The organism is Pedobacter sp. W3I1 (genome assembly GCF_030816015.1).
GTDB lineage: Bacteria > Bacteroidota > Bacteroidia > Sphingobacteriales > Sphingobacteriaceae > Pedobacter.
Genome location: NZ_JAUSXN010000001.1, coordinates 2961594 through 2974734 on the forward strand (window position 1 = coordinate 2961594; position 13141 = coordinate 2974734).

General features: G+C 39.1%; 10 protein-coding genes. 3 read left to right on the top strand and 7 right to left on the bottom strand.

The genetic code is table 11. The features are described from left to right. Positions 1–33: 33 nt before the first annotated feature. Positions 34–1335, bottom strand: a complete 1302-nt coding sequence (locus QF042_RS12260; protein ID WP_307528698.1) for an IS4 family transposase — start codon at positions 1333–1335, stop codon at positions 34–36. Positions 1336–2137: 802 nt separating this feature from the next. After that, positions 2138–2920 carry an HAD-IIA family hydrolase gene (locus tag QF042_RS12265; protein ID WP_121285161.1) on the bottom strand — a complete coding sequence of 261 codons (783 nt, stop codon included), beginning with the start codon at positions 2918–2920 and terminating at the stop codon, positions 2138–2140. 205 nt (positions 2921–3125) lie between these two features. Here QF042_RS12265 and QF042_RS12270 point away from each other — a divergent pair, with 205 nt between their 5' ends. Then, a complete protein-coding gene (locus QF042_RS12270) occupies positions 3126–3647 on the top strand; it encodes a hypothetical protein (RefSeq protein WP_307528702.1) in 522 nt (173 codons plus the stop codon). Between the two features lie 21 nt (positions 3648–3668). On the opposite strand, the gene QF042_RS12275 is transcribed toward QF042_RS12270, so the two are convergent. The 5 genes from QF042_RS12275 to QF042_RS12295 all read right to left on the bottom strand — a co-directional run bounded on the left by QF042_RS12275 (position 3669) and on the right by QF042_RS12295 (position 8066). After that, entirely contained in the window at positions 3669–4397 is a 729-nt protein-coding gene (locus QF042_RS12275) for an esterase family protein (protein WP_307528704.1), read from the bottom strand. Between the two features lie 65 nt (positions 4398–4462). Beyond that, positions 4463–5161 (bottom strand): GDSL-type esterase/lipase family protein, encoded by a 699-nt coding sequence (locus tag QF042_RS12280; protein WP_307528705.1) that lies wholly within the window; start codon positions 5159–5161, stop codon positions 4463–4465. A 74-nt stretch (positions 5162–5235) separates the two neighbouring features. Continuing rightward, positions 5236–6477 carry a serine hydrolase gene (locus QF042_RS12285; RefSeq protein WP_307528707.1) on the bottom strand — a complete coding sequence of 414 codons (1242 nt, stop codon included), beginning with the start codon at positions 6475–6477 and terminating at the stop codon, positions 5236–5238. 64 nt (positions 6478–6541) lie between these two features. Then, positions 6542–7630: an acyl-CoA desaturase gene (locus tag QF042_RS12290; RefSeq protein WP_307528710.1), complete on the bottom strand. Its 1089-nt coding sequence runs from the start codon at positions 7628–7630 to the stop codon at positions 6542–6544. A gap of 265 nt (positions 7631–7895) precedes the next feature. Continuing rightward, positions 7896–8066 (bottom strand): hypothetical protein, encoded by a 171-nt coding sequence (locus tag QF042_RS12295; RefSeq protein WP_307528712.1) that lies wholly within the window; start codon positions 8064–8066, stop codon positions 7896–7898. 353 nt (positions 8067–8419) lie between these two features. Between QF042_RS12295 and QF042_RS12300 the strand changes: the two genes are divergently transcribed. After that, positions 8420–11026 (top strand): hypothetical protein, encoded by a 2607-nt coding sequence (locus tag QF042_RS12300; RefSeq protein WP_307528714.1) that lies wholly within the window; start codon positions 8420–8422, stop codon positions 11024–11026. 40 nt (positions 11027–11066) lie between these two features. Further along, positions 11067–12950: a heparinase II/III family protein gene (locus QF042_RS12305; protein WP_307528716.1), complete on the top strand. Its 1884-nt coding sequence runs from the start codon at positions 11067–11069 to the stop codon at positions 12948–12950. Positions 12951–13141: the final 191 nt, after the last annotated feature.

Genomic DNA, 13141 nt, shown 5'->3' on the forward strand with positions numbered 1-13141 from the left:
CATGCTGTCCCGAAGCTTCGCATGAGCGTCAAGTTAAGCTGAAAATAGTTGGCTTAAATTAATTCTGTGGTTTCTTTTTTCATATTTACAGTACTTATCTATAATATCTCTGAACTGTTTTCTACCTGTAGCGATTACCTCTTTCATGTTCAATACAAAGAACTTTACACATTTGATCAAGCTAACGGAGCCTTTGGCATATCTGACAACTGGCAAGAATATTTTTTGCATAAACAGGCATATAAACATCAACAGGAGGTATATATTCGTGCTAATCCGTTTTTCATTGGTACAACCATTATGTAGCAACTGCTGTAGGTGGAAGCCACTTTTCCAGGACTTGAATACAATCTCTATCTGCCAACGTACCCGGTATGCCTGATCGGCCTGGGCAGCTGTCCATGTTTCTTCTCCTACATTGGTTATCAGTACCGTATACTCCAGCCATCTGTAATAGTCCTGGCTGTGGTTCAGTCGCCTGTCCCTATCCTGTTTGGCCTTTCTGATTCTTTGTGCTGCAAGCTGCTCTGGCAGGGGAATCATGATCATTCTCACTTTTACATTCTTTTGTTTGCCTATCATTAGCCACATATCCCTTTTCGATCTGCTTTTCAGCAAGTCTTTCAGGTGTAGTTGTTTTCCATTGCAATCGTACATATTCAGGCCAAAACGTAATCTGCTCAGAAAGAAGGCGCCTTTGCCGCCAAGCTTTTCGAAGACCTCCAGTACAAAATACCCCAAATCTCTGATAAGCAGTTCACCGGCTGATATCTTTTCAAGGGGCTGCTGACTGGCCGATTGGTCATTATCGGTAAAGGAACCCAATGAGAAATGCAGGAACTGCATATTGCATATATCGATTAAGGTCTGTACACGGGCTACTGCCTTTTGTTTGCCCTTACTGAAATTACCTCTGAACACTTCTGAGAGTTTCTCGGGGAGATGTAGGGTGGTGCTGTCTTGTAGGATGACCCTTTTAAAATGGCTAAAAAGATTGCTCGGACGTCTGTATCTGTAGCAGAGACCCTGCAGCAGCACATGCTCCAGAAGTGCTTTGGCAAAAGCTACAGATGATGGCCCCAAACGATCAAATACTGCTTGTTTGCTTACAGGGGTTCCGCTAAGCTGGCTAATCTGAAAAGCCCATTGACTGAATGTGTTTTGCATTTGAGAACAGCTTAACACAAAGCCCATAACAAAATCCATCGGAGAAATCTTCTTTGCACTGCGCTGAAGAAAACCACTGCTTCGAGCTATAGTATCAATGGTTGATCCATTAAAAAAAATATCAAATCTTTTCTTTATTTTAGAGTTGAAAAAGCCGCTTGTAGACATTGTCAAATGTGTTTAGAACTACAAGTTGCTTTTTCCCTTTTAAATAATAATCACAGACTTTTCAACCTTTGTCAATATCATTAACTTGACGCTAATGCGAAGCTTCGGGATCAGCATCTTTCCTGCTAATAACAAGCTTTGATATCTTAAAACTATAGTTTTTAAGATAAATGTTGATTTTTTTCCGCTCTTTGCCGCGGAGGCATGGTACTTTGGAGCGCCAAAGTACCCAAAGCGCTCTGTCAATCCAGCAATGGGCCTTTTACACAATCCTACACGCATCAAAAAAACAGCGGCACTTTGTTTTGTTCGTTAGGCCAGGGTGAAAGTTTTTGCAAACATGAAACACAAAACCACTGCGTGTTAGGTTTGATAGTGCCATTTGTACTGTTGTGCTACTGTTTTTTTGATTTCCCGGCCCTTGGGATTGACGGCGTTCTTCGGTTAAAACAATGTGTAATTTGAGGAAGCTAGCAAAACGCCTATAAATTAATCTTAAAAAAATGTCTCCACACGATAGGATGAAAATCGGACTAGAAGTCAAAACACATACAAGTGTATTTCCGTCCAGCGAGGCCATAGCAGTGTGCTCTCGTTCTACCTAAATCCGGCCTAACAAATTTTTCGGGCTCCACAGACCCAGCCAACCCAGTAGCTTCGAAGAAAATGGCGCAGCCCTCATGAATGCAATTAAAAACTACTACCACTGGAATTGCTACATTCCCTGTCAGATGGTAACATCTGACAACACGGTTATCCGACAACACGTTTAAACTTCAAACTAAAGACTTCAAACTCTAAACTACTTACCTTCCCACCAGGTCAATGGAAACTTAATTTCATCAACAGAGCTTGCAATCATATCAGGTTTAAAAGCATAGTGACCTAGAGTATCCTTGCTTGATATGCCTGAAAGTACCAGAATGGTTTTATATCCCATCTGAACGCCTCCTTGTATATCAGTTTCCATGGTATCGCCAATAACCGTAGTTTCACTGGTTTCTAATCCCAGAAATTTACGTGCCGAGCGCATCATCACCGGACTTGGTTTGCCTGTAACAAATGCTTTTCTGCCGGTTGCTTCCTCAATCATGGCAGTCGTTGCGGCGATACCTAAATTATTCCAGCCTGGTTTCTTTGGTGATGGATCTCTGTTGGTGGTAATAAATTTAGCGCCCGCAAGAATCATATCAACAGCACGCTGAACCATTTCGAGCGTAAAGTTTCTACCTTCTCCCAGTACCACAAATTCCGGATCGGTGTTTACCAAAGTAATACCATGATCGTGTAAACTGCTTAATAAACCACCTTCTCCCAATACATAAGCAGTGCCATTTGGACTTTGATCGGATAGAAATTTTCCGGTAGCCATTGCGCTGGTATACACATGGCTTTCTTCTACTTTTATACCAAGTCCTTTTAATTTTCGCACCACCTCTAAAGCAGTTCGCTGACTGTTATTGGTCATAAATGCAAAAGGAATATCTTCGTCAATTAAGTTTTTAATGAATTTATCAGCGCCAAATATCAATTCTTCCCCGCTATAAATCACCCCGTCCATATCTATTAATAATCCTTGTTTCATATATTTTGTAGATTTAATCTCTTTATATGCAAACTTAATATTTTCTTGTTCAACCAATGTTAAATTAAGTCTCTCAGCAGTCAGTTTTTTGCCCTAATTATTCCCGTTTTGCATAAACAGTATTTCTGTCTTGTTCATTTATTTAATAAAAAAATGCTCGAGTTGTAGCATATCCTCAATTTGTACCGTATTCATAGAAAATTAAATGATGAAAAACGCTTTTAAAGTAACTGTCACCTTTTTAATTGCATTAATCACCTTGAGTGCTTGTAAGAAGAAAACTGATAACCCATTTACCATTGATGCAGAAAATCTAACGCCTTGTACTGAAGGAAGCTGCTTGTATGAGTATACTAATTATGCAGCAATGACCGATCAACAGATGGCACTTACAACTGGGCAATACCGGATTTTTCTGGCAACGAAGAGTAATAACTTCAGCACCACGCGTATATACATGCAAGCACCAATGCAGGGTGATAAATTTTTAATAACAGATGCTGATATTCTGGCTGGAAAGGTAAAACATCTGTTTTCTTGCGCTTCATGCGATTATTTCAACTTAACTCCAATTGCAGGTACGGTTAAAGGAATTAAAGTGGCTAACACTAATAATTCAGCCGAAAAATGGTTGTTGGATGCTCATATTATTGTGGCAGCCGAAAAATCTAAAATACCTGTAGATACCATCCACATTAAACAATATTTTAATTTAGCCGTAAAATAGGATTAGGCGTTTATGTAAAAATTAAATGTACATAGGCGCCATTTTTCGCCAGTAATGGGGGCGGTGTGCATTGCTCTCCCAGGTATGTAACTGATTGTGTATACCTTTCTCCCATAACAGGTTGCTAAGATGCTGGTTACCGCTTAGAAATGGATCGGTTTCTCCTACCGCCAGAATAATTTCAATGTTTCTAACTGCTGATAGCAAACGATCGTCATTTAAATTAGCAATATACTGTGCTGGCATATTAAAATAAACTTCTTCACTATGAAACCCACTCAGTAGGTCTCTAAAATCACCGATGTTATCCGTAAGGTCGTATCTTCCACTAATACCGACTGCTTTTTTGAATAACCAGGGGTATTTCATGGCCAGGTTTATAGCGTGGTAAGCGCCCATGCTACAGCCGGCAGTTTCTATGTAATCGCCATCATTTTTCTGATAAATAAGCGATAATACTTCTTCGAGGAGATATTTTTCATATTGTAAATGCCTGTCTATCCGTACCGATGGAAATACCTCATCGTTATAAAAACTCTCTCCATCTATACTATCTACACAGAAAATTTGAAGTTCCCCATTTTCAATTTGGGCACTTAACGAAGCTATAATTCCCCAGTTTTCGTAATCATAAAACCTGGCCATGCGGGTGGGGAAAAGGATTACTGCTCTTCCGGCATGGCCGAAAACCAGTAGCTCCATATCCCGTTGAAGATTCTGGCTGAACCATTTATGATATTCCCTGTTCATAGCTTCAATTCTTTTGTGGAAAATTAAGGCATCTATGTTATCGGGATATTAATTAAGCGTAATGATTAACCTAATCTCTCTCTAATAATGCTTGCCCATAAACGATAACCTTCTTCACTTAGGTGAAGTCCGTCGTGATCGTAAAGTGCAGAGTTTGGATTGCCATCTTTATTGAGCATTTTCTTAAACACATCAATAAATTTCCAATGGTTATTGAGTTTAATAATTTCGCTTTCGATGAGGTTATTGGTATATCTAAACTGGTCGGCCATTTGCCAACGGGTAAGACTGGGTTTTAAGGAAATAAAATAACAGGGCAATATGCCAAACCGCTGGTTAACTTTAACCATCAACTGCTGGAAAAAGATAAATATCTCCTCAGGATTTCTGCCATCACCAAGGTCATTATCGCCTGCATATACCACCAGTGCCTTCGGCCTGTAGTCTGCCATAATCCGCTCAAAAAACCATACACATGCGGCTAATGTAGAGCCGCCAAAGCCTAAATTAGTTACTTTCATGTAATCAAAATCATCTTCGAGACTATTCCACAACCGGATGGATGAACTGCCATAGAAAATAACACCCGGATGCTCCCGGTCTAAGCGATGCGCCTTTTCCAATTGTTTAACTTCTTCTTCGTACCAGTACATATGGTTAAAGATAAAAAGATCTGCCTCTTGAAGAAATGTATTGTATGTTAAGTTTATGTTATAGGTGTGGGTGTATTGATTCATTAGCCATTGGTTCGTTAGTACATTCATAATAAGCCAAAATTTAATGTCCTAAATTTCTTAATGGTCAAGAAATAAAGATGTAGAAAATAGAGTCAAGTTTATTATTGTTCCTTAGCTGTTCCACTATCATAAGGGAAATATCTTTGCCATTTCCAGGGGGTATATTTATCTGCTATGCTTAATGCTAATAATTCTTTAAAAATACTTTCGCCATTATCGCTGTTTGTCATGATCAATACACCAATTTTCTGCTTAGGAAAAAGAATCATATAATGTTGAAAACCATCACCATGCCCTTCTTTAAAAGCTCCCCAACCATAAGGCGATTTTAATAAACCAAAACCCAAACCGTAACTCAATGAGATGTTATCATTAGCACTGGTATCTTTCCGAGATAATGGTCCCATTTGTTCTACCGAGTGTATAGCAATCTGTGGGCTAAAGATTTCGTTCGTAGTTCGGTTATTAATCACTTTTTTCTGCATTAAACCTTCAACAAAAAGTGTCATATCGTCAAAAGTTGTTTCGAGTGTGCTAGGCGAGCGGGCTTCATTATCTTTGTCTTTTTCGTAGGCTTTGCCTTTAGCATCGTGTCCCAAGATATAATCTTTTTCGAAAGCCGGAAGAAAAGTATAAGCAGAATTTTTCATGTTTAAAGGACCAAAAACAATTTCATCAGCCAGCTGCTCCAAAGATTTTCCCGTCATTTTTTCGATTACGACCTGTAAATACACCATGCCTTCGCCAGAATAACTGTAACGTGAGCCCGGTTCCTGCATTACCTTCAGTTTCTGATCGGCAACATCCCATCGCCAGTTAGGGAAACCGGTTGTATGATCCAAACACATTCTTGCTGTTATTTTTTGATATAATGGGTCATTTTTAAGGCTGCTATAATCATCATGCCACCTCGTCTGTTTTTTATATTCGTAAATTGGTTTTGGGAGGTATTGTTGCAAAGGTTTGTCCAGATCCAGTTTTCCCTGTTCAACCAGTTTCATCACCATCATGGTGAAAATGCACTTGCTCAAAGAAGCTCCGTAGAAATTGGCTGTTGGCTTTAACGTTGTTTTTTTTACCCCATCGGCATAACCGAAAGTATTTTTATAAACCACTTTATTCTGATTGAAAATGGCAATCCCCAAACCCATAACGTGGGCTTTTTCCATTAACAGCGGTAAGTAATGATTTAGTGAATCAGTACTAATAGTTGTTCCATCAATCCTTCTCAGCTGTTGTGCCATTAATGAGGATGAAAAGCTTAGAATGATTGCTAAAATGTAAAAGCCTTGTGAAGCAAGACCGCGCTTTTTAAGTCTAATGGATTGGAATAACTTTCTCATAGCAAGTTTTTTTAATATGACTGTGCCATAGTAAGTTTGTTACTCGTTTAGAAAAAAAATTGTATCAGTTAAATGGCTCAGGTTGCCCCATTCTTTTTAGGATGCGGTAATGGGAGCGAAGTGCCGATAAGAAAGTGGTGTTTTCATGATAAGGCAATCCAAATTCTAACGCGGTTTGTTTTACAATTGCCGAGATTCGACCATAATGAACATGGCATATTTTAGGGAAAAGGTGGTGTTCTATCTGCCGGTTCAATCCACCAAGAAAGAAAGCCGAAATAGGGCTTTGGGTAGCAAAGTTAGCTGTAGTACGCATCTGGTGTTCTGCCCAGGCTTCTTCCATATTACCCTCTGCATTTGTTGAAGGGAAAGTTGTTCCTTCTACTACATGAGCCAGTTGGAAAACAAGTCCCATGGTTAACCCCTGCGCCATGTGAAGCACTACGAAACCGATTGCAACCTGCCACCATGAGATTTCCATAACCAATATGGGTAAACCAATAAAAATAAAGTAATACAGAAACTTATAGAAAAAGAGGTTAAAGTATTCAACCTTCGGATGCTTGTTCTGGCAGGCACCCACACTTTTTTGGAAAAACTTTTTATAATCTTTACGAAACACCCAGGAAAGCGAAGCCAAACTATATAAAGGAAAGGCATACCATTGCTGGAAGCGTTGATGGGGTTTTAACTCATCCGCTGTACAGATTCGTATTAAGCCCGGTGCCACTTCAATATCTTCATCATGACCTGGAATATTGGTATAAGTATGATGCACCACATTGTGCGTAATGTTCCATACATATGGATTAGCCCCAACCATATTAAAAAGAAAACTAAAAAATGAATTGGTGCGTTTAGAGCTCGAAAACGAACCGTGAATGGCATCGTGGCAAATATTAAAACCAATAAATGCACAAGTTGCGCCAAGTAAAATGGTGAGCCCTAAAAGTATGGCACTATGCACGTTTAAAAGAAGTATTGAAAAATAAAGTACCAGAAATATGGTAAGGAAAAGACAGGCTTTAAACCACATCAGTACATTGGCGTTAATACTTCTATTGTTTTCTTTAAAGTCGTTGTTTACTCTGCGGCGAACTTCCGTGTAAAATGTATTCCCCGATAAACATGGGAATTTTGCTTTTGATTTCATGATCTTGTGCGCTAATCTACCCCATGTACGAGGTCGAAACTCCAAGTTCATTAAGCTTTATGTATAACCCGGCTAATCGGCCAGGCTTAATTATAAACGTAAACTACTTTGTTTTAGTTTTCGACGAAGATAATAAATTAACTGTTGATGTACCCGACAACCGTGTTAAATTAAAAACAATTTCTAATCTTGGATTCGAAAATAGAGGCATGCAAACTTAGCCCAACTAATGATTGCTTGGGAATTAAAACGAACAAAACACAGGCTACTCGCTGTAGTTCCTCTTATTAGCAGCATAAATATGGTACCAGATGTACAGCATCCATATTAATACCACCGTGCTATAAACCAATTCAGGCTCAAAAGAATCCCTTGTAGTTAACAACGCAATGGAGGAGATCAGGGCAGTCAGGAAGAAATAAAGAATATTTTTCATAACGTACTGATTTAATGATTGTTGGATTTAGTAAATATAATGAAATGTATACTATAATTCAAGTTTTTTTGAAAATAATTTGCCTGATTATGATGACGGTGGTTTTTTCTTTTGTTTTTATGGTGTTTTTGTCTGTTTACTTAGTAGTTTTTCTGATTTCTGTTATAATAATGACTGTTTTGCAGGTATTATTGTAGATAAAACAAGTAATTTAACTTTCGCTTTAATAAATCGGGTAGGGCTTACCAGTATTAATCGGTTAAGAATTAAAAACAACACAAAATTGTGGCATTAGGAAATTTATATTTTTTGTAAGTTTACCCGAGACAACTGACCAAAAAACATTAACACAAATGATTAAATTTTCTTTAAGCTTAATTTCTTTTACACTGGTTTTTTTTGGATTAAAAAACTTTATTAGCGAACCAAAAATACAACGCGTATCACCCCCCGAATTAACAATAACGAATTTCGCCGGGCCCGATGTTACACCCAGCCCGGCCTGTTTAGCAGTGGCACCAACAGGAGAAGTATATGTTGGTGTTGATATGATCGGCTCTTTAGGTAAAGACCCTGGTAAAGGCCATATCCTTAAATTGATAGATAAGGATAACGATGGTAAAATGGATGAACATGTAGATTTTGCCGAAGTGGATAATCCCCGCGGAATTATTGTTCAGGGCAGCCAGGTTTATGTATTGCATACCACTTTTTCGAAAGAAACAAAACAGGCTACAGGCATGAATTTGGTTGTTTTCGAAGATAAAGATGGCGATGGAAAGGCCGATGGCCCCGAAAAGCCGCTTATTGAACATATCAGCAATGCCAAATATATTCGCGAACGTGGCACTGACCATGCCACTAATGGTATAAGAATGGGAATTGATGGATGGATTTACATTTCTGTAGGAGATTTTGGATTCCATGATGCAGTAGATCGTTCAGGTAAAAAACTAACCATGTTAGGCGGTGGGATTATGCGTGTCCGTCCTGACGGCACTGAAATGGAAGTATATACACATGGTACCCGTAATGTTTATGATGTAGCTATTGATCCTTACATGAACGTTTTTACCAGAGAAAATACCAACGATGGTGGAGGATGGAATGTTCGTTTCTCACACCACATCCAATCTGGTGAATATGGTTACCCGGTTTTATTTCAGAATTTTACCGACGAAATTATTCCGGCACTTGCCGACTTAGGTGGAGGATCGGGTACCGGAGCATTATTTATGGATGAACCGAACTGGCCTGAACAATATAACCATGTACCAATGATGGCCGATTGGGGCAGAAGCATGCTTTATATTCATAGAGTAACCGCTGATGGACCGACTTTTACGCAAAAAGACGAAGAGTTTATTAAACTCCCTCAGATTACAGACCTTGATGTAGACGGCTCAGGAAGGCTATATCTGTCAGCTTGGGATGGTGCAGGTTATTCTGGTAGTCCGGATAAAGGCTACATTGTTCGTGCAGTGCCAAACAACTGGACATACAAAGCTTTTCCTGATGTTAAAAAAGCTTCAGTTAAAAAACTAACCGAGCTACTTAAATCGAATAGTGCCGTTGCCCGTTTAGCTGCTTCGCAAGAACTGGTGCTGCGAAACAATAAACAAGCTATTGAAACGGCTTTAAAGGTAGCTTCCGACCAAGGTTTAGCACTCGATGTTCGCATAGCTGGTATGTATACCTATGCTCAGCTGACCAAAGAAAACGGTATCACTACTTTAGTAGAATTTACTAAAGATAAAGCACTGAAGGAATTTGCTCTAAAAGCACTTGCTGATCGTAAAGCCAATATAGACAAAGTACCTGTTGAACCATTTTTACAAGGTTTAAAGGATTCTTCTCTTCGCGTTCAGGCGGCTTCGATAATTGGTTTAAACCGTTTGGGCAGGGCAGAAGTTGCCAATGTGCTTTTACAAACCAAGGTGCCTGCTTCGTTTACAGCACCTGCAAAAGGTATTGAAGGACCTCATGCAACACCAAATTCAGCCATTATTTTACCTCACTTAGCAGTTCGGGCTTTGGTTGATCTTCAGGCTGTAGATGCTTTGCTTGCTGCAGTTAAAACCGAAAATTCTACCCTTGCACTTTGGGCATTGCGTTATATCCACACCGAGAAAGCGGTTAACGGACTAATCGAAAACTACAAACAATCGAATGATGAGAAATTAAAACAACAGATCCTGGTTACATTAGGCCGTTTGTACAAAAAAGAAATTGCCTATGATGCTACCTGGTGGTGGGGTACACGCCCAGATTCCCATGGTCCATATTTTAAGGCTGTTTCATGGGAAGGTTCTCCTATTATTGAGAAATTTCTGAAAGAAGAGGCTACAAAAGCCGGAGCACAGGGAAAACAATTTTATGTTGATTTAAATGAACGCCAGAGGATGGATATCCCTGAGTTTACCGAAGAAGAAAAAGTAGCTGCTACTGAAGAGCCAAAAATTGATTTGGATAAAATCAAAAATAAAAAAGGCCAGGTAGGTAAATCATCTATCGAAGATGTATTGTTGGCTATTAATAAATTACAGGGCAATCCGTTAAAAGGAAAAAATATTTTCAATAGTCAGGGTTGTGTTGCCTGCCATAGTTTAAGCAAAAGCGAGAAAATGAAAGGTCCTTTTATGGGGCAGATCGGCTCTATTATGAACCGCGAGCAGATTGCAGAATCGATATTAAAACCTAATGCTTCAATTTCTCAAGGATTTGCTTCGGTACTGATTACAGCCAAAGGCGACCGTACCTATATGGGTTTTATTACTGAAGAAACAGCTGCCAAAGTGGTGGTTCGTAATATTGCAGGAGAGGTTTTTACCATAAAAGCAGGCGATATTCTATCGAGAAAAGAAATGGAAACTTCGATGATGCCAGAAGGTTTGGCGAATTCATTATCATATGAAGAACTGGCTTCGTTAGTTACTTTTTTATCTGAACAGAAGAAATAGATTCTCGGTATAAACATTGGTAAGGATGATCGGTAAACCCATGAAGAAAAATCAGCTTATCACCATTATATTTACGATCATAACCTTGTTTTGCTCAACGTTTGCAGTAGGGCAAAACAAGGAAATTGATTCAACATTTAAGATGCCTCCTCATCCAAGGTTATTAATAAACCATGAGCTTGAAAAGCAGATCTTAGAAAATGTAAAGAACGATAGGAGGTTTAAACAAATTCATCAGGCTATACTATCAGCGGCAGATCAGGTTTTAAATAAACCTGTATTAGAACGGGTCATGATCGGCAAGCGTTTGCTTGATGTATCAAGAGAAGCACTTAAAAGGATTTATTACCTTTCTTATGCTTTTAGGCTTACCCATGATAAAAAGTATGTAGCCAGAGCAGAAAAAGAGTTGCTTGCTGTATCTGACTTTAAAGATTGGAACCCAAGTCATTTTCTTGATGTGGGTGAAATGACAATGGCATTGTCGATCGGTTACGATTGGTTATATCAGGATTTACCGCAATCAACCAGAAGTATAGTCGCTCTTGCCATTCTCGAAAAGGGAATACAGCCCTCAACAGATACCAAGTATAATAACTGGTTAAATATTACCAATAACTGGAATCAGGTATGCAATGCTGGAATCTCATTTGGCGCAATAGCTACTTTTGAAGCGCACCCTGCCTTATCAGCTAAACTAATTAATCGGGCAGTAAAAAGTGTAATCCTGCCCATGAAACAATACGCTCCAGACGGTGCTTATCCGGAAGGTTATGGATACTGGGAATACGGCACTTCTTTTAATGTAATGTTTATCAGTGCTTTGGAAGGTGTTTTTCATCATGATTTTGATTTAAGCACTCAGCCCGGTTTCCTTAAAACCGCTGATTATCTGGCTAATATGACGGCCCCTTCGGGCAAACCTTTTAACTATTCTGATAGCAGGGCGGTTGCTGAATTTAATCCTGCACTTTTTTGGTTTGCATCAAAACTGAACGATCCTGGCGTACTTTGGGTAACTAAAAAACAGCTCGATGAGCAAATGCCATTACAGAATAGGTTACTGCCATCTGCAATGATCTGGGGTGCAAAACTATCGCTTAATAACATTCAGCCTAAAACTGCGCAATTTTGGATCGGAAATGGTCCTAATCCCGTTGCTTTGATGCGGAGTTCATGGACTGATCCGCTGGCTACTTTTGTAGGGTTTAAAGGTGGTTCGCCCTCAGTTAGTCATGGTCATATGGATGTAGGCTCTTTCATCATGGAGTCGCAAGGCGTACGATGGGCAATGGATTTTGGGATGCAGGAATACGAATCTCTCGAATCAAAAGGTATTAATCTCTGGGACAGTAAACAAAATGCAGAGCGTTGGAAAATATTCCGCTATAATAATCTTGCACACAATACCCTATCAATTGATAGTACTTTTCAGCATGTTAAGGGCAATGCTGCTTTCATCAGTAGTGCTGATAATGGTCAGTTTATGAACGCTGTTGCCGATCTGAGTACTCTATATACTGATAAACTAAAGAAATCAATTAGAGGGGTGGCCCTGATCAATAAAAAAACGGTGCTGATCCGTGATGAAATAACCGTAGGAAACGCTGATGTAACACTTCGGTGGTCGATGGTTACGCCTGCTACAGTGCAAATTATTGATGAGCATACCATCGAATTAAGTTACAAAAGCAAAAAATGCTACCTCTTTGTTGATACAAAAGGCGAAGTTAAAATGAAAACCTGGTCAACGGACCCGGTTACAGATTATGACGCTAAAAATCCTGGGACTTCTATTGTAGGATTCGAAGTAAGGCTCAAAGCTGATAGTGAACAGGCCATTTCAGTTTCTCTAGATGCCGGGAAACCATCACAAAAGAACTTTTCTGCTAAACCGATAGCCAGCTGGCCTAAAAATAAGTAAGCTTAATCTATTTCATTTCCCAGCTTTCTAAACCTTCATTTTAATGGTAATTCTATCTAAAAGGTATATAGATGAATTTTATTGTTATCGTCGAGCAATTTTTAGCATAAAATTGCGCCAGTTGTTTTGGTTTAAAAAAACAAAACTTACATTTAGCGATTAAATCTATATACCTAGTCGATGAGCAGATC